Annotated in this window: 20 protein-coding genes; 11 read left to right on the top strand and 9 right to left on the bottom strand. The window is 23.3% G+C overall.

All coding sequences use genetic code 4. The features are described from left to right. Nucleotides 1-96: 96 nt before the first annotated feature. Nucleotides 97-1,350 (top strand): restriction endonuclease subunit S, encoded by a 1,254-nt coding sequence (locus tag HF996_RS04080; RefSeq protein ID WP_254427741.1) that lies wholly within the window; start codon nucleotides 97-99, stop codon nucleotides 1,348-1,350. Here the strand turns inward: HF996_RS04080 and HF996_RS01905 are convergent. Next, complete coding sequence (locus tag HF996_RS01905) at nucleotides 1,347-1,730, bottom strand: restriction endonuclease subunit S (RefSeq protein ID WP_334199186.1); 384 nt, start codon at nucleotides 1,728-1,730, stop codon at nucleotides 1,347-1,349. The genes HF996_RS04080 and HF996_RS01905 overlap by 4 nt on opposite strands. A gap of 118 nt (nucleotides 1,731-1,848) precedes the next feature. Further along, nucleotides 1,849-2,532, bottom strand: coding sequence for a restriction endonuclease subunit S (locus tag HF996_RS01910; protein WP_168910383.1), 684 nt, complete (start codon nucleotides 2,530-2,532; stop codon nucleotides 1,849-1,851). 86 nt (nucleotides 2,533-2,618) lie between these two features. Between HF996_RS01910 and HF996_RS01915 the strand changes: the two genes are divergently transcribed. From HF996_RS01915 to HF996_RS01925, 3 genes are read left to right on the top strand one after another with little or no spacing between them, the layout of a single operon-like run. Beyond that, nucleotides 2,619-2,783 carry a hypothetical protein gene (locus HF996_RS01915; RefSeq protein WP_168910384.1) on the top strand — a complete coding sequence of 55 codons (165 nt, stop codon included), beginning with the start codon at nucleotides 2,619-2,621 and terminating at the stop codon, nucleotides 2,781-2,783. Nucleotides 2,784-2,804: 21 nt separating this feature from the next. Next, nucleotides 2,805-4,394, top strand: coding sequence for an ATP-binding cassette domain-containing protein (locus HF996_RS01920; protein WP_168910385.1), 1,590 nt, complete (start codon nucleotides 2,805-2,807; stop codon nucleotides 4,392-4,394). A 13-nt stretch (nucleotides 4,395-4,407) separates the two neighbouring features. Continuing rightward, complete coding sequence (locus HF996_RS01925; protein WP_168910386.1) at nucleotides 4,408-6,036, top strand: ATP-binding cassette domain-containing protein; 1,629 nt, start codon at nucleotides 4,408-4,410, stop codon at nucleotides 6,034-6,036. A 64-nt stretch (nucleotides 6,037-6,100) separates the two neighbouring features. On the opposite strand, the gene HF996_RS01930 is transcribed toward HF996_RS01925, so the two are convergent. Beyond that, complete coding sequence (locus tag HF996_RS01930; protein WP_334199182.1) at nucleotides 6,101-6,994, bottom strand: RluA family pseudouridine synthase; 894 nt, start codon at nucleotides 6,992-6,994, stop codon at nucleotides 6,101-6,103. A 114-nt stretch (nucleotides 6,995-7,108) separates the two neighbouring features. On the opposite strand from HF996_RS01930, the gene HF996_RS01935 reads away from it, so the two are divergent. Next, a complete protein-coding gene (locus HF996_RS01935) occupies nucleotides 7,109-7,429 on the top strand; it encodes a hypothetical protein (protein ID WP_168910387.1) in 321 nt (106 codons plus the stop codon). Nucleotides 7,430-7,492: 63 nt separating this feature from the next. Here the strand turns inward: HF996_RS01935 and HF996_RS01940 are convergent, their stop codons facing one another. Then, nucleotides 7,493-8,020 (bottom strand): DUF402 domain-containing protein, encoded by a 528-nt coding sequence (locus HF996_RS01940; RefSeq protein ID WP_168910388.1) that lies wholly within the window; start codon nucleotides 8,018-8,020, stop codon nucleotides 7,493-7,495. 224 nt (nucleotides 8,021-8,244) lie between these two features. Between HF996_RS01940 and HF996_RS01945 the strand changes: the two genes are divergently transcribed. Together HF996_RS01945 and HF996_RS01950 are read left to right on the top strand one after the other, a co-directional pair. Next, nucleotides 8,245-9,081, top strand: a complete 837-nt coding sequence (locus tag HF996_RS01945) for an ECF transporter S component (protein ID WP_168910389.1) — start codon at nucleotides 8,245-8,247, stop codon at nucleotides 9,079-9,081. Nucleotides 9,082-9,563: 482 nt separating this feature from the next. Beyond that, on the top strand, nucleotides 9,564-10,454 hold the full coding sequence (locus HF996_RS01950) for a restriction endonuclease subunit S (protein WP_168910390.1): 891 nt from the start codon (nucleotides 9,564-9,566) through the stop codon (nucleotides 10,452-10,454). Here HF996_RS01950 and HF996_RS01955 read toward each other — a convergent pair. Both HF996_RS01955 and HF996_RS01960 read right to left on the bottom strand, forming a co-directional pair. Further along, nucleotides 10,434-11,279, bottom strand: a complete 846-nt coding sequence (locus tag HF996_RS01955) for a restriction endonuclease subunit S (protein ID WP_168910391.1) — start codon at nucleotides 11,277-11,279, stop codon at nucleotides 10,434-10,436. The genes HF996_RS01950 and HF996_RS01955 overlap by 21 nt on opposite strands. Nucleotides 11,280-11,317: 38 nt before the next feature. Then, nucleotides 11,318-11,647 (bottom strand): restriction endonuclease subunit S, encoded by a 330-nt coding sequence (locus HF996_RS01960; RefSeq protein WP_168910392.1) that lies wholly within the window; start codon nucleotides 11,645-11,647, stop codon nucleotides 11,318-11,320. A gap of 156 nt (nucleotides 11,648-11,803) precedes the next feature. Here HF996_RS01960 and HF996_RS04085 point away from each other — a divergent pair, with 156 nt between their 5' ends. Genes HF996_RS04085 through HF996_RS01975 form a run of 3 tightly spaced genes read left to right on the top strand, consistent with a single transcriptional unit; the run spans nucleotide 11,804 to nucleotide 17,191 of the window. Next, on the top strand, nucleotides 11,804-13,942 hold the full coding sequence (locus HF996_RS04085; protein WP_254427742.1) for a class III lanthionine synthetase LanKC N-terminal domain-containing protein: 2,139 nt from the start codon (nucleotides 11,804-11,806) through the stop codon (nucleotides 13,940-13,942). 2 nt (nucleotides 13,943-13,944) lie between these two features. Continuing rightward, nucleotides 13,945-15,567 (top strand): ATP-binding cassette domain-containing protein, encoded by a 1,623-nt coding sequence (locus HF996_RS01970; protein ID WP_168910393.1) that lies wholly within the window; start codon nucleotides 13,945-13,947, stop codon nucleotides 15,565-15,567. A gap of 1 nt (nucleotide 15,568) precedes the next feature. Continuing rightward, complete coding sequence (locus tag HF996_RS01975; RefSeq protein ID WP_168910394.1) at nucleotides 15,569-17,191, top strand: ATP-binding cassette domain-containing protein; 1,623 nt, start codon at nucleotides 15,569-15,571, stop codon at nucleotides 17,189-17,191. A 54-nt stretch (nucleotides 17,192-17,245) separates the two neighbouring features. On the opposite strand, the gene HF996_RS01980 is transcribed toward HF996_RS01975, so the two are convergent. From HF996_RS01980 to efp, 3 genes are read right to left on the bottom strand one after another with little or no spacing between them, the layout of a single operon-like run. Then, on the bottom strand, nucleotides 17,246-19,093 hold the full coding sequence (locus HF996_RS01980) for a transketolase (RefSeq protein ID WP_168910395.1): 1,848 nt from the start codon (nucleotides 19,091-19,093) through the stop codon (nucleotides 17,246-17,248). Beyond that, on the bottom strand, nucleotides 19,086-19,397 hold the full coding sequence (locus tag HF996_RS01985; RefSeq protein ID WP_168910396.1) for an MMB_0454 family protein: 312 nt from the start codon (nucleotides 19,395-19,397) through the stop codon (nucleotides 19,086-19,088). The genes HF996_RS01980 and HF996_RS01985 overlap by 8 nt, the downstream gene beginning before the upstream one ends. Before the next feature lie 2 nt (nucleotides 19,398-19,399). Beyond that, a complete protein-coding gene (gene efp / locus HF996_RS01990; RefSeq protein WP_168910397.1) occupies nucleotides 19,400-19,960 on the bottom strand; it encodes an elongation factor P in 561 nt (186 codons plus the stop codon). A gap of 182 nt (nucleotides 19,961-20,142) precedes the next feature. Here efp and pepF point away from each other — a divergent pair, with 182 nt between their 5' ends. Further along, a complete protein-coding gene (pepF, locus tag HF996_RS01995; protein WP_168910398.1) occupies nucleotides 20,143-21,969 on the top strand; it encodes an oligoendopeptidase F in 1,827 nt (608 codons plus the stop codon). The last annotated feature ends 102 nt before the right edge of the window (nucleotides 21,970-22,071 follow it).

Consider the following 22,071-nt stretch of genomic DNA (forward strand, 5'->3'; position numbering starts at 1 on the left):
ATAGATTTAAATTATTAATTATTTTATATAATTAAAATAATAATTTTTATACATTAAAAATTTTACTAGCAAAAATGTTATCAAAATAAGGAAATTATGAATTATATTAGAGCAAAAAGATTAGTACCAGAGATCAGATTTAAAAATTTCACTGACGCTTGACAAAGTTGGAAACTTGAAAATAAAGGATTTTTATATTCAGGTTTAACTTCTAAAACTAAAAAAGATTTTGCAAATGGTAATTCAAAATATATTAGTTATTTAAATGTTTACAAAAATTTTAATACTGATTTAAAAGATAAATCTTCAGTTTTTATTAAGCCTGATGATAAACAAAACGTTATTGAAAAAGGTGATATTTTATTTACAATGTCTTCTGAAACTTATCAAGAAGTTGGGTTGTCATCTGTTGTAACTGAAAAAGTGAATGAAAAAATTTACTTAAATTCATTTTGTTTTGGTTATAGATTAAATGAAACAAATTTTTTATTTCCACATTTTGCTTCATTTTTATTTAGAAGTGATGCTGTAAGAAACAAAATTATTCTCCAAAGCAATGGAGGCACTTCTAGGTTTAATTTATCTAAAAAATCGTTTTTAAATATTGAAATAAAAACTCCTCAAATTGAAGAACAGCAAAAAATTGGTCAACTTTTTTACACGTTAGATAAAATCGTAAGTCTTTATGAGAGAAAGATAAATTTGTTTGAGAAGCTTCGAAAATATTTCTTGCAGAATATGTTTGTAAAGGAAAATGAAGGAAAACCGAATGTCAGATTTAATAAATTTGACACTTTATGAACTCAAAAAAACATAGAAGATAATTTTATTATAGATGGTGGAGGATTTGTTTCCAAACAAGAAATAAAAAACAATCCAGGGCAATATCCAGTATATTCATCACAAACTTCGAATAACGGGAAAATGGGTTCTATAAATTATTATAAATATGATGGAGAATTTATAACCTGAACTACAAGAGGAGCTTTAGCAGGGAGTATATTTTATAGAAACGAAAAATTCAGTGTTTCTAATGCAGGACTATTACAAGCTAAAGACAACCAACTTTCAGATGTAAAATTTTATTATTATGTGTTGAAAAATTCTAATTTAAGAACCATAATGACTATAGGCAGTATACCTCAATTCACTGTGCAGATGATTAAAAATATTAACTGTATAATTCCTGATAACAAAGAAGAACAAGAACAAATTTCTAATTTTTTAACTCATATAGATATTACTCACGCACAACTAAAGCGTAAGCAAAAGCCTAAAAATGGCCTTTTTCTTTGAAATTTAGTACTTTTTGAAGAAAAATCATATTTTTTACACAAACATCTTATTTAAGAGCGATTTTTGTATGTTTTTATTAAATTTAACTTACGCTTTAGTTGTGCGTGAGTTAAACTGAAGTTCTTTAAAAGCTCGGAAATTTTCTTTTGTTCTTCTAATGTAGGAAAAATTATTTTTAAGTTTGAAACAGCTGATCAATTGATATAAACTTGAGTGTTTCCTTGTGCGTTTTTAATTATTCCTTCTCTTCCTTTTGAATTTAAGTAAAAATAAGTAAATAATGGATTGAGAAATAATTTATTAAGAACTATTCTCTGTGTTCTTTGATTATAAATAAATTTATTATCTTCAGGGATTAACAAAACTCTTCCTAAAATGTTGCAACTTTGAGTTTTATCATTCAATATCATAGCTAAATCATCTTTATTTAATATAAAGTTTTTACTTTTTCATTTAAATCAATTCGTAAGTTCTGGTCATTATAATTATTATTTTCATTAAAACTACCAATACTGATTACTTTGTATTTTCCAGTAGTATTAAAATATTCTTCTAATGATGTACCTCCAAAAGAGTTGACAACTTTATCAAGTTCTTTAGCAGATCATTTATAGTTGAAATCTTTAAATCTAATGCTTGGTTTTGCTTCATTTTTCTTCACAAATATATTCATCAAGAAAGCTTTTCAAGCTTTTCCAACACACTAATTTTTCTCTCGTAAAGACTTACGATTTTATCTAACGTGTAAAATAAAGTAGAAATTTTTTCTTGTTCAAATCTATTTAATAAAATAACAACCGGTAAATTTAAAAATGTTGATAAAGCCAAAGAAGAAAAAGTTCCAGTAGAAGAATTTAAACGCACATTTTCTTGAAATGTATTAGAGGATAATAAGTAATAAACATATTCTAAGTCAAAAGTTTTTTTAATTATTGCTCCAACTATTCCTTGTTTCGTTGCAGTTAAAATTTTATTTATAGAAACATTTCCAATAGTTGCTCCTGTAGTAAAAATAATATTATTCTTAGGAATCAATCAAGCGGAACTATTATTTAATCCTAGTTTTGAAATGTATGAATTAGTTTTTAATATATATTTTTGGTTAGTGTCTTCAATTTTTACAAAAGGAATTTCATTAGCATAAAAACTTTTATTAGCTGTAGAAGGAGTTCCTCCTTCTGAGGCATATTCAAACAGGTTTTCAACCTTACCCTCTATTCAAGTGTGAAAAATCATTTTTCACAAAAAAGGCAATTGCAAAAAAAAAAAAAAAAAAATAATGTAAAATGTTTATCAATACATTAAAGAAAGGAGGAAATTTTATGAAAACTTTATTAGATGTTAACAAACTATCTAATTTTTCAATTTCAACTTTAGATGATATTGATGCTTTAAAAGATATTGTTATTCAAGATAATATTGTTGAAATAGAACAAGAAGCTGCAAGAATCCGTTTTACCATTTTGTGTGTAATAATACAGCAATAAAAATACAATAGAAAGATAATGATGAAAATAATAAAAATTTTAACATTTGACAGAAACAAAAATATCCTTATCTTTATGTTACAAAATCTTTTTGTAGCATTTTTATCATTGAATTTGTTTTCTTATAAATTTATAATTGATTATTTTTTAAATCAAATCAGATTTGAAGAATTTATACCTTGATTATTAATTTGTTTGTTTTCTCTTCTTTTTTCTATATTACTTCAATGAATTTTAACTTTTTTAAAGATTTCAGTAACTAGAAAAACTTATAAATTATTACAAGAAACTATTATTACTAATTTATCCAATCAAACTTATTTACAAATTTCTAAACAAAGAAATAAAACTGTAGCTTTATTTAATGATTATTTAGAGTCATCAATGCTTTTATTAGAAGTCTTTCATAATTATTTATTTAAGTTTATTTCTTCATTTGTAATTCCTCTTATTTTTATGTTTGTATTAAACCAATGATCTTGAATAATTTTTCTTACAATAATTTTTTCTCAGATTTTAATTTTTATATTCTTCTTAATTATTGTTCCAAACTTTCAACAAAAATTTCAAAATTTAATGCAAAAATATGAAGAATATGCACAAAAACAAGTAAAAACATTTTCTCTATTTTCTGTTTTTTACTTTTTTAACAAAATAAATATTTTTAATAAATTAATTTTTAAAAACACAGAAAATGTGTTTGCAAATAATTTCAAATTTAAATTAAAAACAGATTGAGCAAATTCAGTAGCTACTTCAATTTCATTTTTATTTACAGGAGTAGGGATAGCAGAAATAGCAGTATTAATTTATTACAAATTTATAGACATTTCAAATTTCTTGTCTTTATTATCATATTTAATAATTATTTCATCTGCTTTTTCTCTTTTATTTAACTCAATTTTTCCATTAATTACATATACTCCTACTTTAGTTAAAATTTTAGAAGAAAATAAAGAAATTAAAAAATATAAATATGAAGAAATTGACCAGATAAATACTATAACAATCAAGGATTTATCTTATAAGACTGATGAAAAAACTATAATTTTTGATAAACTAAATTTAGAAATTATTAAGAATAAAAAATATGCAATAATTGGTGAATCGGGCACTGGTAAATCAACACTTTTAAAATTAATTGCAAATTTAGATGAAAATTATGAAGGTTCAATTTTTATAAATAATGAAATTGATTTAAAAGACTTGAATCCTAAAAATACTTTAAAAAATATAGGTTTAATCAATAATCAAAACACAATCTTCAATGATACATTCTTAAATAATATAGTTATGTGAGATGAAAACCCAGATTTAGAAAAAGTAAATAAATTAATAGAAGAATTTAAAATTAAAAAACTAGAGTTGGATGAAAAATTTGATGAAAATTCTTTATCTGAAGGTGAAAAACAAAGACTAATTTTGGCAAGGTTAAAATATGATGATTTTGATATTTGATGTTTAGATGAAGCATTAGACAACATTGAAAAAGAATTTAGTAAGCAAATTTGAACAAACATATTACAACAAGATGATAAAACAATTTTAGCTATTAGTCACCATTTTGAAGAAGAGATTTTAAATCAATTCGACGAAGTAATTAGACTATAAAAAAGAAGGAAATATGAGTACAAAATTAAAATTAATTTTCTATAATATTTGAAATGTTTGTTATGTATTACAATTTTTAATCACTAGTTTTATTATTACTGTTGCTCCTTATTATTTATTCACTTTCTTACAAGAAAACAATTATATAAACTTAGTTATTGCTTCAATTATATTAATCTTTTCTTTTATAATCTCAGCTATTTTTTCAGGATATCACAGTGCAATTTTCGCTGGTTTTATTAACATTTTAAAGTTAAAAAATATATCTAAAATGATTCAAGTTTTTAATGAAATAAACTTAAGTGAATATAATAAAAATTCTGAAGGTTATTACTATTCAGAGATTAAAAACAACAACGGTGAAAGATTTGAAAAATATTATTATTCTTTGATTGAATTATCGAAAAATGTTTTATATATTATTGCAATTTTAACTTTTTCATTTTATCAACATTGAGTTTTAGGCATTACACTTTCTTGTATGTTGATATTGTTTTTTATATTTTCTTTATTTATAAAGCCAAAACTAGAAAAAATATATATAAACAAAACAGAATCTTGAAATGAATTTAATGAAAATACTACTCAAATTCTTTCATACTTACCTTCATTATATACATTAAATAAAAAAGAAAAATTAAAACAGTTATTTTCTAAAAATTTAGATAAAAATTTAAAAATTTACAATTCTTATTTAAAAACTTCCAAGTTTTTTTCTTTAATTTCAGAAAATATGAATTTAGTTTTTAAATTAGTAGTAAGTGGAGTAGTAATAATTTATTTTGGAATATTTTTTAAAGATGATGCAAGTAGTTTAATAGCTTCAGTTTCTATAATAGTTTTAGTCAATATATTATTAGAGAACTTTTTTGATTATTTATCTGATACTAGTGAAAACTTTTTAAACTTTTTAAAAGTAGAAAAAGCTAAAGCACAAATCCAAGATACTACAAATATAATTCCTTTTAAATTAAATATCACAGAATATAAATTTTCTTTAGAAAATGAAGCATTTTCAAACATTGTAGTTAAAGATTTGACATTAAAATTAGAAAATAAAACTTTATATAATAACAAAAATTTAATAATAGAAAAAAACAAAAAATATATTATTAAAGGCTCAAATGGTTCAGGTAAATCTACTTTAGCTAAAATCTTTTTAGGACTTGAAAAAAATTATTTAGGAAATGTCTTATTCAATGATAAATACGAAATTAAAGATATAGATTTTAAATCACTTAATCAATATTTTAACTATTTATCAAACAATACACTTTTAATAGAAGCTAATATAGAAAATAATATAAATTTATTCGACCAAAATTCAAATAAAAACGAAATTAGTAATTTAATTGAAATTTTAAATTTATCTTCTATTGATAAAGACAAAATTTTAGGTCAAGAAGATGATAATGACGTTTCAACAGGACAGATGCAAAGAATAGCTTTAGCAAGAAATCTATATTTCAAAAAAGATATTTTAATTATTGACGAAGGTCTATCTAACATCGATAAAGATAATTTACAAAAAGCTTTAAAGATCTTGCTAGAAGATGCAAACCTTACACTAATCTATATTTCACATCACAATGATGCTGAACAAGAAAGTCTTTTTGATCAAATAATTGATTTAGATAAATAAAGATTACATTAAAATAATTTCTATTTAATTTTGTAAAAAAAATGCTTCATTTTTGAAGCATTTTTTACTCATTTGCTATGTCAAATTCTTTGGGTAATTTTGAATTAAATTTCAAAAGTGTTCCGTCTAAATTTGTAAATTCAATTTCGTATGCATGTAGTCTTTGATTAAAAGCATCTACTTTTGTTCCATAAACAGGATCACCAAAAACTGGATGTTTTATATAAGAAAGATGAACCCTAATCTGATGTGTTCTCCCAGTTTCTAATTCACAACGTATAAGTGAAAAAATTCTTTTTTGATAATAAAATACTTTTTCTACAAAAACATGAGTAATAGCTTCTTTAGAATTAAAGTGAGAAACAGCCATCTTTTTTCTATTTTTTTCATCTCTAGCAATTGGTAAGTTAATATGGCTAATTTGATGCTCCAATTTTCCTTCTACTATTGCTTTATATTTTCTCTTTATTTTTCTATCTTTTAGTTGTTGAGCTAAAAAATTATGCATTTTATCATTTTTAGCTACTAACATAAGACCTGAAGTGTCTTTATCCAATCTATGAACAATCCCCGGTCTTAATGCACCATTTACATTAGATAAATGATTAAATTTATATAATAAAGCATTAACTAATGTGTTTTCGTAATTTCCAGGCGCTGGATGTACAACCATATTTGTAGGCTTATCAACTACTATTACATTTTCATCTTCATAGACTATTTTTATATCTATATTTTGTGCTTTGGCATTTAAAAGTTCTTCTTTTTCTTCATAGTTTCCTTCAATTTTCATTCCCTCTTTAAGAATAAAATTCTTTTTGCTAACTACTTTGGAATCTATGATTATCTGATTATTTATAATAATTTCTTGAACAAAAACTCTGCTTAGTTCTAGTTTTTTGCTTAAAAATACATCTAATCTTTTTTCTTCATCAGCTATTAAATTAATTTTTTTCACAGTAGTAAAATTATAACAAAATAAACTTGCTAACTAAATTAGGAAAAATAAATAATTTTTGTATTATTTAAAGTAAAATTTAGTAAATATTACAAAAGCAGGAGTATTGAATTTATGGCAAAATATATTTTACATACAAGTAAATGTATCTATAAAGATGGTAAATGATACAATAAAAACGGCGAAGTGATTATAGATAATACCCAAGATTCAAATGAATCTAATTCTGATAAATCAAGTTTTAAATTTACATTTAAAGATTTTGTTTCTGAACTAAAAGGTGATAAAAAAGAAAAAGTGAACAAATCATTAAAACAAGTTAGAAAAATAATTGAAAAAACTGAGAAATTTTTAGAAAATTTAGAAGGTTTATCAGAAGAACTAGAAGACATATTAGATGAATCTGAAGATGAAGATGAAGAAAAAGATAAATAATCATTATATTATGTAACAACAAAACCACTTGAAACTTCAAGTGGTTTTGTTGTTAAAATTTCTTTATTTTTTCATTTCTGCAAGCTTTAAATAATTAAATACAACTTCTTTATCAAAAATGTATTTGTTCTTTAAATTATCTTTTACCAGTTCGTTTACTTGATGAATTAATACATCTTTTAATTTATGAGAATACTTCATTTTTAAAGAATTTGTAAAAAATTCAGATACATCTAAAAGTTTTACTGATTTCATTGGACAAATCTTTAAATCTAAGTCATAATCTATATATTTAACTGTGTTGTCTTCGAAAATAAACGAAGAAGCTAAATTGATATAAATATTTACTTCATTGCCTTTAAATCTAATTAGTGCATTATAAAACTTATTTTTAGGAAAGATTCATAATGTCGGATCTTTTACTACTCAATGAGCTTTATCACTTTTTACTTTTGTTCACTTTAAATTGAGTATTAAATGTTTTGCTGTGTTTTGAATAATTTTTGCAGTATTCCATTGACGATAAAGTGTTCCGTTAAATTTGTAAGCTTGCACATTTACAGTATTTGACTTTTCTTTATCTTTAGTCATTGTGCCTATTTTCTACTGGTTATTCTTAAGTTTTATTAAACAATTTTATATATATTGAATAATTAAAAATTCTACCACTATTTTGTAAATTATGTTAATTTTTAAATATTTTTATTTTTTTAAAAAGTTTTAAATTTGAATATGTATAATTTTGTTTATACAATTTTTTTACACAAATTAATCAATGAATTTACATATCAAATTTTAAAAAGAAAGAAGGTGTTATGAAAGTTAATTGAAAAAAACTTTTCATGTTTTCCACTTTTGAAATTGTAATTAGTGGATTTTTATTAGCAATTTTTTCAGTTTTATCTTTTATACTAAAAGTTCATTTACCATCTAAATTAAATGTAGCTTTTGAAATTCCATTTTATTTATTTTTAGGAATTATTTTAGGTCCATTTAAAGGAGCAGTAGTAGCGCTAATTTTTGATGTTATGAATGCTTTAATTAAAGGTCAAATCCACCTCTGGGCTTATGAATATGCAATTATCCCTCCATTTATAGCTATTCTAGCAGCAGGTTTTATGTTTTTATTAACTACAAAAAAAGATATTTGACTTATTTTACCAGTGGTTTTAACCTTCACAGTAGCTCTTATAGTATTTATCTACTATTTATCTATGAGTGATGCACAAATTCAAAAAACATCAAAATCATGAAAAGGAATATTTAATAAACAATTAATTATTACTTTATTAATCATTATTTATTCTTTTATATTCTTAATAGGTGGTGGTCTGTTTTTAATGTATTTAAAAACAAATAATAAAAAATGAAGATTAGCTTTTATTGTCTTTGTTTTACTAGTCTTTATTATGATTGTTGTTAGATACTTCTGACATCCAATTGCTTTTGTTAGATATTACAATAGATATTTAAATAGAACTGGAAAAGATAGATATATTTCTGATTATTTCTTCTTCTATTTAACTCCGATGATATTAAAATCAGCAGTGACCTTACCTGTTTATACAGTATGTTTAGTGACTTTGACTCCAGTTGTTTTAGAACTAAACAAAAAACATAATTTTAAATTCAGATTAGGTTGAGCAAAATAAAAAGCAGTTTATCTGCTTTTTATTTTTTTGTAAAAGTAATTATTAAGCCAAAATTCAGACATTTTATTTATAAGTTATTTTTTAATATATTTAAATTTGAAGAAATTATAAATTAATTAAAGAGCAAATTTTCAAGTAAGTAATTTAATGTTTATAGCATTTAAATAAAACTTAAATAAATGAAGCTTCTTTGTAATAATAAAAATTTAACTTCAAAAAAGAAGAAAAAAGTAATTAAAATGTATTTTTCACACTTGAATAGAGGGTAAGGTTGAAGATTGATTAGACATTATACGAGGAGAAAGGATAACTAAATCTGAATTAGTTCAAGGTTCATACCCCTTGATTAGCGGTGGCATTGAGCCGATGGGTTTCATAAATAAATTTAATAGAACTGAAAATACAATAATAATAGCACAATATGGTTCTGCAGGTTTTGTCAATTTTCAATCTACAAAGTTTTGAGCAAATGATGTTTGTTTTTGCTTATTTTCAAAATCTACAAAAATATAATTTACAAATTTATATATTTTTATCTTTATTCTAATCAAAACAAAATTTATTCTCTTGTGAACTATAATGCATTTCCTTATAGTATCTCCAAAGATGAATTAAATAATTTTTCTCTGTATATTCCTTGTACACAAGAACAGCAAAAAATTGCTTCACTTTTTTATACGTTAGATAAAATCGTAAGTCTTTACGAGAGAAAGATAAGTTTGTTTGAGAAGCTTGAAAAAGCTTTCTTGACGAATATGTTTGTAAAGGAAAATGAAGGAAAATCGAATGTTAGATTTAAAAATTTCACCGACAATTGAGTAGAGGCTAAGGTTGAAGACATGTTTGAAATTAAGAGAGGAAGAAACATCACAAAAAAAGAGTTAGAACAAAATCAAGGAAAATATCCAGTTTATTCTTCTCAAACTTCAGGAGATGGAATACTAGGTAAAATAAACACTTTTGATTTTGAAGGTTACCATTTAATTTGAACTACTCATGGTGCAAATGCAGGAACTGTATTTTTAAAAGGTGATAAATTTTCTACAACTAACAACTGCTTTCTATTAGCAATTCAGAATAACAATAAATTTAGTTATATGTTTTATTTGCTGTCTTTATCTTTGATGCCTAAAAATTATATTAATTCACACGGTGCTATTCCTCATTTTACTTATCAGGGAATTCAAGAATTAATATTAAAAGTTCCTTGTTTAAAAGAACAACAAAAAATCGGAGATCTATTTTTAAAGGTCAAAAATACTCACGCACAACTAAAGCGTAAGCAAAAAAGCCTAAAAAATGGCCTTTTTTCTTTGAAATTTAGTACTTTTTGAAGAAAAAATCATATTTTTTTACACAAACATCTTATTTAAGAGCGATTTTTGTATGTTTTTTATTAAATTTAACTTACGCTTTAGTTGTGCGTTAGTTAAATCAACTTTAGTAAAAAAAGTAGAAATTTTGTCTTGTTCTTGTATTTTAGGAACCTTTAAACTCAATTCATTTAAAAAGGCAAGTGAGAGTGTGTATCTTTGCGCTCCTTGTGCATTTTTAGTTAAAACATTTCTATTATTAGAATTTAAAAATGCATAATCTAAATAGTAAGTAGAAAATGTTTTTGTGTATGCTCTATATCTTACTAAATGATAAGAATAAACTGCGTCTTTAATTGTTTTGGCAGATGTACTAAATTTTCCTATATCTTCAGGTGTTTCAGATGAAGGAGTTAAAAACACATCATTTTCTAATATATTAAAATTTTTTATTTGTTCTTTTGTTGCTGAATTTTTTTTAAGATTCGAATATTTAATTTCCTTTTTTGTAAAAACATCCATATAATTCAACATTGCTACTTTATGATCTTGATTTCTAATAACTTTATCTACAGTACTTCCTTTGAAAAATCCAAAATCGCTTAACTTTATACTCTTTCAAATATCAGAAAATAAATTGAATCTAATACTTGGTTTTGCTTCATTTTCCTTTGTAAACATACTTTCTAAAAATGATTTTTTAATTTTCTCCAGCAAGTTTAACTTTCTCTCATAAAGACTTACGATTTTATCTAACGTATAAAAAAGTTGACCTATTTTTTGTTGTTCTTTTAAACAAGGAAAATTGAAATTAATATCAGAAAGTTGATGAATCATTAATTTTGCATTTGCACTAGAATTATTTACATATTGTTTTGAAATCATTGCTAATGATTTTGAGGTTCAAAAATAATCAAAAAGTTTTAAATTTTTATTTCTACTATTCCACAACGATCAGTGATTGAAAATTTTCCATTTCTATAGAATATTGTTCCAGCATGAGCACCATCAGTTGTTCAAGTAATAAATTCACCATTGAAATCATATGTATTTATTTTCCCAAGTTCTCCATTGTTTTCAGTTTGAGAAGAATATACAGGAAATTTACCTCTATTATTTTCAATAAAGTTTTGTAAAATTACTTTTCCTCTTTTAAGATAAAATAAATCTCCAACCTTACCCTCTATTCAATCGTCAGTGAAATTTTTAAATCTAATCTCTGGTACTAATCTTTTTGCTCTAATATAATTCATAATTTCCTTATTTTGATAACATTTTTGCTAGTAAAATTTTTAAAGTATAAAAATTATTATTTTAATTATATATAATAATTAATAATTTAAATCTATAATTTTAAAAATCGACTGAAAAATTTAAAATATATACAAAAAAGAAGAAAAGTTGACAAAATGAAGATAAAAGGTTATCAAAAATCAGACCCTATTCAATCAAAACTTAATGAATATGAGCCAAATAAAATTGTGATAAATTCTGCTAGAAAACAAGAAAATGAGTATTTTAAATTTTTAACATTTGACAATTATTCATTACCATTTCAAGGTTGGAAAATACATATAGCTCCGAGAATAAAAGATTATTCTAAAGTAATAAAAATTATTTACTCATATTGTCTAAATAATTTTTTAGAATTTAAGTATCTAAAAAATTATGAATTAGCAAAGATGTATTCTTCAAAAAGCTTACATCTTCAAATGTATGGTAAATTAATTACTATTTACCCAAAAAATGAGGAAGATTTTAAACTACACATAGAAAATTTGTATCAATTACTTAAAAAATACAAAGGATTAAATGTAATAGTAGACAAACAGTATAAAAATTCAATTATTTTTTATAGATATGGAACAAATTACAGCCAAAGACCTTATTTCGTAAATCCAATTACTTTAAAAAAAGAACCAGATAGAAGTAAAAATTATTTTTATCTACCTTCATTTGTAAAGGATGTTTTTGAAGAACAACCTATAATTTCTACTAAACTTTCACAATATAATTTGCCATATAATATTTATCAAAATACATCTGGCTTTATATTTTTAGGCGCGAAACAAAATGATAATAAATTAATTACTATTAAACAAACTCATATTTATACTTATTTTGATTCTAAAATAAGTTTAGTTAGTTTGAGAAAACGTGAAGAAAAGTTTTGAAAAATCATTAACCCTACCATTTTTATAGAATCTTTTTTTGAAAACAATTATTTTTATGTAGTAAAAGAGTTTATAAACGGTAGAGATTTGAACAATGTATTAAACTCAAATTTAATTTATTCATTACTAGATCATAAAAATTATTCTGATTTTTTGTTTAATATAATTTTAAATTTAGTAAAAGTTATTGATTTTCATCATAAAAATAATATTATTTTAAAAGATATTAATTTAGGAAATTTTATTATTACAAACAAAAACGAATTTCATTTTATTGATTATGATTTTTCTTTTTTTATTGATGAAGACTTTAAAAAGAAATTTGATTTAAAAAATAATGTCATTTTGGATACGGATTTATTTCAAATTGATAAATCCAATAATTTAACACATTTTCAAAAAGATTACTTCAAGTTAGCGATTATGTTTTTACAACATTTTTTTAATCATTTTTATTTTAAAAAAGATAACTCTTTATTTTCTTTGGATTTACTATTATTTTGAAAATTTACTAAGTTTTTTGGTTTAAAATCTTATATTTTTAAATCAATTAATTTACTACTATACCAAAATCCAGAAAAAGTTAATTTTGTACAAGAATTAGAAAAAATCAAAGAAAAATACTATAAAAAAGAAGCATTTTTAATGTTTTCAGAAAACTATATAGTCAATAAAGTAGAAGATATTTTAGCTAAAAATCCTAAAATCAAGTTTAAATTTAAAAGTTGAAAACATAAATTAATTTTTTCTGTTATTAATAACATAAACATTGAAAATATAGAAAACAAAAATATCCAGTATAAAAATCTGAATAAACTAAGTGTATCTAATTTAATTTTTTATTGTTTTTATTTATTAAATAACTTTATTAAAAATAAAAACTCAGAAAATAAAAAAATCTTGAAAGAAACTATTGACATTTTAATTTCAAAAGTTTCCAAAGATAACGAGTATTATGCAATTAAAATAAAAAATGTAATTTCTCCGTATTTGCAAAATGGTATTTTAGCTTTGATTTTTCTTCTTTTTAAGGTAAAAAACATCTTCACTGAATACAAAACATTATTTAATAAATTATTAAAACAAGCTTTTAAAACTTTTACATTAAAAACAAATTTATGATTTGGAATTTCAGGTTATATAATGTTTTTTATAAATTATTATAAAGAAACAGCTTCTAAAAAAGCTTATAAACAAATTTTATCTTTAATAGAAATATTACTTTTATCATATAACGAGTCTGATAATGATATTTTAGACACTATAAAAATTAACAACAACTATTTTGAATGAAACATAAATGGCAAGTTATATGTTTTAAAAAGCTTTTATTCTATAATTAAACAAAATAAAGAAAAAAACAAAGGAAACTAACAATGAAATCCAGTTTTTTAAAAAATATAAAAGATGGCTCTAAAATATTATTATTTGAAAAAAAGCTTCATTTTTCTTTATTTTTAGTTAAAAATATTAATATTGCAATTTGGTCATTACATTTTTATTCATATAATTTTATAATAAATTATTTTTTGAATAAAAATGATAATTTCAATGTTTTTATTGCTTGATTAGTTGTAGGAATTATGACAGTAATTTTGGCAATTATTTTAAATTGAGTTTCAAATATTTTAGTAGTAAATATAAGAACCAATACATATGCAAAATTACAAGAAAAAATTATTTTAAATTTATCACAAAAGTCATATTCATACATTATTGCAAATAGAAGTGAAACAATTTCGCTTTTAAAAAATAATACAGAAACTTCAATGACTTTATTGACTTTATTTATGTTTAATATATATGAAGCTTTTGGAAATTTTTTTATAACTATTATTTTTATGCTTGCTATTTCGTATTGATCAGGTATTTTTATTCTAACATTGTTAATTGCTAGATTAATTATTTTAGTTGTAATCTATAAATGCTCTCCTTATTTACAGAAAAAAATTGATATATTATTAGAAGAATACAAAATTTCAAATCAGAAGGAATTTAAACACTATACTGTCTTTTATTTATATTATTTTTTCAATAAAATTGATTTGTTTAAAAAAATAATATTAAAAAAATTGTCTAATTTTTATTCATTTTTCTTTAAAAATAATTTACAAACTGATTGGTTTGATTCTTTAGGAAATACTTTAGATTTTTCTGCAATTGCAATATCAATTATAGAATTAGTTGTATTAATATATTATCAATATATTGAAATTGGAGTTTTATTTGCTTTTATAACATATATTACTCGAATAAGTTATTCTTTTACTCATATTTCCAACTCCGTTGTTGCTTTTAGAGTATATACACCTGTTTTAAATGAAATTTTAGAAAATGCAGGTAGTCAAACAAATTTAATGAGTTTTAAAGAAAATATTTTATCTATAGAATTAGTAAATATTAACTTTAAATATAACGAAGAATCCTTTATTTTTAAAGACAAATCACTTAAAATAGAAAAAAATAAAAAATATGCAATTTTGGGTGATTCTGGATCTGGAAAATCAACATTATTAAAAATAATTTCAGGTTTAGTTACAGATTATGAAGGTCAAATACTACTAAATAACAAATATGAATTAAAATCAATGATTGCAAATGATATAAGAGAAAAAATTGGATTTATTGATAATAAAAATGTTATTTTTGAAGACACCTTATTAAATAATATTGTTCTTTGAGACTCAAAACCAGATCTTGCTAAAGTAGAAAATTTAATGCAACAATTTAAAATTAAAAATATAGATTTAAATACCCAAATAAACAAACAAAGTCTTTCCGAAGGTGAAAAACAAAGAATTTCACTTGCAAGGGTTTTTTATCAAGATTTTGAAATAATTTGTTTAGATGAAGCATTAGATAACATAGAAAAAAATTTTAGCAATCAAATTTGAGATTATATTTTAAAGACTAATAATAAAACAATAATAGCTATTAGTCATCATTTTGATCAAAACCAACTAAATAAATTTGATAATGTAATTCAAGTGAAAGGTTAATATGTCAAGAAGATCTAAACTAATTTTATTTCAATCATGAAATGTATTTTATGTTTTAGAAACAGTAATTACAAATTTTATTTTTGTTGTTGCACCTTATTATTTATTTGATTTTTTAAGAGAACAAAACATTAATAAAGTAATTTTAACTTTAATTATTTTTATATTATCAAGAGTAATCTGAGGAATTTGTGTAGGATACCATAAAGCTATTTTTTCTGGATTTACTCCACTAATAAAACTTAAAAATGTAGAAAAATTAATTCAAATATTTGACAAAATAAATCTTAACCAATACAAACAAAAAGGTGATGGATTTTACTTATCAGAAATTAGAAATATTAATTCAGAATTAGTTGAGAAATATTATGCTTCATTATTAAATATCATTTCTAATTCATTATTATTGATAGCTACCTCAGCATTTGGATTTTATCAATCTTGAATTTTAGGAACTATTTTAGTAATTTCTTTCTTCATTTTTCTTGTTTTTTCTTACTTTATTAAACCTAAATTAGAAAAATATTACGATCAAAAAAATCAAGCTGTAAATGAATTCTATGAAAAAACAGGAAATATTTTAAATTATCTTCCGGCTATGTATACATTAAATAAAACACAGCAAATTAACCAGCTATTTTCAAATGTAATATGAAAAAACATTAATGTTTATAAGTCATTTTTAAAGTACAAAAATTTAGCAAGTTTTGTTTCTTATAACTTAAACAAAATATTACACATTACATTAGGAGCAGCAATTACTATATTTTTTACTATATATTACAAAGATAATGTAGCAAAATTATTATCTAATCTCTCTGTAGTAATTTTTGCAAATATCATTTTTGATGAATTTTATACAGATTTAAGTAATTTTACAGACGATTTAATAAATTGACTTCAAGTAAAAAAATCTAAAAATGAAGCTGCTAAAAAACTGAATTCACATTTTGATATTGAATTATTAAAAGATAAAATTTTTCCTTCAGATTCAAATGTTTTTGCTATAAAAATAAAGGATTTATCCTTAAAATTAGAAGATAAAACTTTGTATAATAAAATGTCATTGAATATAGAAAAAAAACAAAAATATTTGCTAAAAGGTTCAAATGGTTCAGGAAAATCAACGTTAGCAAAAATTTTGTTAGGACTAAATCACAATTACGAAGGAAATGTAGAAATTAACAACAAATGTGAAGCAAAATCATTAGATTTTCACTGAGTTAACAAACACTTTAATTACTTAGGAAATAATTTTGATTTAGTAGAAGGAAGTTTAATTGAAAATATTAGTTTATATGAAGAAAATCCTGATTTAGAAAAAATAGATTGATTAATTAAAACACTCAATTTATCTTCTATTGATGCAAGCAAAATTTTAGGTCAAGAAGATGATAATGATGTTTCAACAGGACAGATGCAAAGAATAGCTTTAGCACGAAATTTATACTTTAAAAAAGACATTTTAATTATAGATGAAGGATTATCAAACATTGACAAAGAAAATTTAGATATCGCTTTAAATTTACTGTTAAATGATAAAAACCTTACTTTAATTTACATTTCGCATCATAGCAAACTAGAACAAGAACAACTCTTTGATCAAGTTATTAATTTAGATTAAAACAACAAAAAAATATGAACAGAGCGTTCATATTTTTTTGTTGTTTATTAGAAACTATTTGTTTACAAATTCCTTAATTTTTTTCACAATTGCTTCTTTTTCAAAGCCAATTTGTTGTAGTATATCTTTTACTGGAGCAGAAATCCCAAATGTATCAATCCCTATATTTAAGCTAGCATGTTTTGTTCAACCAAATGTAGAAGCTAGCTCAATTGAAATAGATTTAGAAGGATCTCAAATAGGTGTATTTTGTCAATTAGATAAAGAAATTAAATTAAAATCCAACTCATCTGCTATTTCTTTTGCAAGAGCTAATTCAGAACCTGTAGCTACAATAGCGTATTCAGAATTGCTTCTTTTTACAAAATAAGCACCCTTTTTAAATTCTTCTTGATTAGTATTTTTCAAAGATACAATATTTTGTCTAGTTAAAACAATAACAGTAGGTACTAATTTTGAATTTACTGCAATTTCATAAGAAGCTTTTACTTCAGTTTCATCAGCAGGACGTAAAACGTGTAAGTTAGGAACAGATCTTAACATAGCTAGTTGCTCAACTGGTTCATGTGTTGGCCCATCTTCTCCGACTTGTACTGAATCGTGAGTGAAAATATAAGTAACTGGAAGTTGCATTAAAGAAGAAAGTCTTAAAGCAGGTTTTAAATAGTCTGCAAAAACAAAGAAAGTAGAAACAAAAGGCTTAAAGTAAGAATGAAGAGCTAAACCATTAGCTATAGCTGCCATTGCAAATTCTCTAACTCCAAATAAAATATTTCTTCCTTGTCTGTTTGTAATAGAAAAATTACCATCACCACCTTTAGCTTTAGTAGAACCACTAAGATCTGCAGAACCTCCTATTCAAGAAGATAAAGTTTGATTTAAATGTTCAATTACTGCCCCTGAAGAAGCTCTAGTGGCTATATTTTCTTTAATATCAATTTCAATTTTGTGTTCTTTTTCTGAAGCATCTATTCAATTTTGTAGCTCTTTTGAAATTTTAAAGTTTTTAAATGCTTGCTGAGATCTTTTTACTAAAGTATCTTCGTATAGTTGTTTTACTTCTAAAGGAAGAGTAAATTCATCATAATTTCAGTCTAAATTTTGTTTTAAAATTTCAATATCTTTGCCAAGTGGAGCTCCATGTACTTCAGAAGTTCCTGCTTTTGGTGTGTCTTCTCCAATTATTGTTTTTACTTCTATAAAAGAAGGAAGATCAGATTTTTTGGCTTCAGAAATAGCTTTATCAATGTCTTCAACTTCGTTTTTAGCAACAAAAATATAGTTAAAACCTAAAGCAGTCATTTTTTGTTTAATATCTTCAGAAAATGTAGCATTTACTTTAGTGTCTAACTGAATATCATTTGAGTCATATAAAACAATTAACTTATTTAATTTTAGATGTCCAGCTAAAGAAAATGTTTCATTTGCCACACCTTCTTGAAGATCCCCGTCACCACATAGAACATAAGTATAGTGATTGATCTCAGAAAATTTAGATTCTAAGTGTGCTTGAGCAATCGCCACACCTGTAGCAATTCCTATTCCTTGACCTAATGGTCCAGTTGTAGCTTCTACACCCTTTGTATGTCTATATTCAGGATGTCCTGGAGTTTTGGAGTTTAATTGACGAAAATCTTTTAAATCGCTTTCTGAAATTAGACCCATCATTCTTAAAAGTGAATACAATAAAGCAGACCCATGACCTACTGATAGTATAAACCTATCTCTGTTTATTCAGTCAGGGTTTTGAGGATCGAAGTTCATGTGTCTTGTAAATAATGTATGAACAATTTTTGCTGCACTTATAACTATTCCAGGATGTCCTGAATTTGCTTTGTTTACTGCTGCAACTCCGTTCATTTTCAAAGTATTTATTGCTAGTTTGTCTATATTTTTATACATATTTTCTCATTTCTCTATCAAATATTAGGTGTACATTTTCAGGCTCTATATTAATTAATAACTTTACAGATTCTTTAACTTTTCCTAATATTTTTTTAACAGTAGTTGCATAGTCAAAATTATCTTTTGTGTTCAAAAAAAGCTTTAGAGTCAAATTTGTAGATTTTAAATTAATATTAATATCTAAATGTTGTACTTCAATTGAATCAATTTTTTTTAAAGCTTTTTTAATTTGTGAAGCAAATGCTTTTTTGTAAACTAAATATTCTTGATTTAAAGAATAATTTACAACTACAAAATTCATTATTAATCTCCTCTTGAAACGTATTTTCCAGTTTCAGTAGATACAATTATTTTTTCACCTTCTTTAATAAATAAAGGCACATCTAATTCATATCCAGTTTCTACAATAACTTTTTTAGAAGGATTTGAAGAAGTATTTCCTTTAACAGCATCATAAGCTGTAGTTACTAGTAGTTCAACTTTTGGTTTTAATTCGATATCAAGTACTTCGTTTTCATATTTTCTAACTAAAACTTTTGCACCTTCAACTAAAAAATTTACTTCTCATTGAACTTTTTCAAGATCAATACTAATTTGTTCATAATCTGTATCGTTCATTAAAACAATACTTGTTCCGTCGTTGTATAAGTAAGACATTGTTAATTTTTCAATGTGAGCTTTTTCTACTTTTGTACCACCTGAGTAGGTTTTTAAAGTAATTGCTCCTGTTTTTAGGTTTTTGACTTTAGCTTTAACATTAGCTTGTCCACGTCCTTGTTTTGAGTGCTGTGATTCAATTACAGCATAAATTTGACCATCATCTTTAAAAGTGATTCCTGGTTTGAATTCATTTACATTTATCATTGGTTTTCCTTTGAATTTTTTTATAAATTTAATAAATTTTACTTTATTTTTATAGTATAAAATAAAAATTTTCTCTGTTTTGTAGTATATAAATTTATATCAGAATTTAAAAAAAATAATAAATTTGTTTACTTTTTTAATTTTTTTTGTAAAATTCTAATTATTATTCAATTAGGTGCGATATGAAAACTTATAAAAAATATGAAGATATACCTAAAAAATACAGATTTGATTTAGACTATCTATTAGAAGGTAGTTCTATTGAAGACAAACTTTTATCTATGGATTCATACATTCAACAACTAATTGAAAACAAAGATACTCAATTTGATTCAGTTGATAAATTTTTAGAATATAAGAAACTTTCTGAAGAATTTTCTATTTTTAATAATAAAGTATTTAATTACATAAGTAACAAATTAAATACAAATTTAGTAGAACCACAAATGAATAAATTATTCGGTCAATATAAATTTAAAATGAGTAACTTTTACTCAGCATTAGGATCAATTCAAAATTTATTTTTTGCTAAAAAAGATTTAATAATGCAATGAAAAGATGATCAAAGAGTTGAAAAATACAAATTAGAAATTCAAAGATATCTTGATTTTGAAAAGCACAGATTAGGAAATGAAGTTGAAGAGTACTTAACAAAAACTTCTTTTGGAGACATTTCCTTACAGTCTACTTTTGCTGTATTAAATAACTCTGAAACTAAGTTCAAAGATGTAATTTCTTCTTCAAATAAGAAGCATATTTTAACAATTGCTACAGTTTCACAGCTATTAAAAAACAAAGATGAATCTATTAGAAAACAAGCTTATAATAATTATTTAGATGGTTATTTAAGACATAAAGAAACATATTCATCATTACTATATCAACACATTAAACACAAATCTGTTGAAGCTAAATCTAGAAATTTTAATTCCTTGATTGAATATTCTTTATTTTCAGATCGGATTAGTGTTTCATTATTAGAAAATTTATTCAAAAGTGTACAAAAACATACAAAAATTTATGATAAATTTAAAAAGGCGCGGAATAAGTTCTTCAAAATTAAGTTTAACAAACCTATGAAGGATTGAGATAACAAAGTTTCATTAGTAAAAATTAAAGAAAATTATACTATTGAAGAAGCTCAAAACTTAGTGCTCGAAGCTTTAAAGCCAATGGGTAAAGAATATAGCGATATGATTAAAAAATCATTTAACCAACGTTGGGTTGATTATAATAATGTTCCTAATAAAAGAAGTGGCGCGTATTCAATTGGTGCTTCATACGGTTTAGATAAAAAATATATTTTAATGAATTATGACTTTACTTTTAATTCAGTTTCAACACTAGCACATGAATTAGGTCATTCAATGCACTCTTATTATTCAGATACGAGATTACCATATTCACAAGCTAGTTATCCAATATTTTTAGCAGAAATTGCTTCCATTTTTAATGAGTTAATGCTAGTAGATAAAGCATTTGAAAATTCAAATAATGATTTAACCAAATTTAAATTATTAGAAGATTCAATTTTGGAATTTTATCAAGTAGTGATTAAACAAACAAAATGAGCAGAGTTTGAATTTGATATGTATAATTTGATAGATCAAGGTCAACCAATTAACTCATATACTGAAATCGAGAAGGTTTATGCTAATGTAATGAATAAGTATGAAAATGAAGAAAATAAAGTAAAAATAGGTAATAAAAGCAATATTTACTCAGTAATTGTTCCTCATTTTTATTATGGTTATTATGTATATAAATATGCTATAGGATATATTGTTGCTAATGTATTTTTCCAAAGATATAAACAAGAAGGAAAATCACAATTAGAAAATTACATCAATAAATTCTTATCAGCTGGAGGTTCTAATTGACCTGCATTAGTATTAAAAGAAGCAGGTATCGACTTAGAAGATCCTAAAATTTATCAACAAGCATTTAGTATACTCGAAGATAATGTAGACAAATACATTAAACTAGGTAATAAACTATTTAAAAAATAAGTGTTTAATTTCTAACATAAAGAAAATAAATTAATTTTTATAATTACTAGGAAAATATGCTAATAAAACCTTTATTAGTGAGTTTTTTTATGATTTTACAAA

Source organism: Mycoplasma sp. 1654_15 (assembly GCF_012516495.1).
Taxonomy (GTDB): Bacteria; Bacillota_I; Bacilli_A; order Mycoplasmatales; family Metamycoplasmataceae; genus Mesomycoplasma.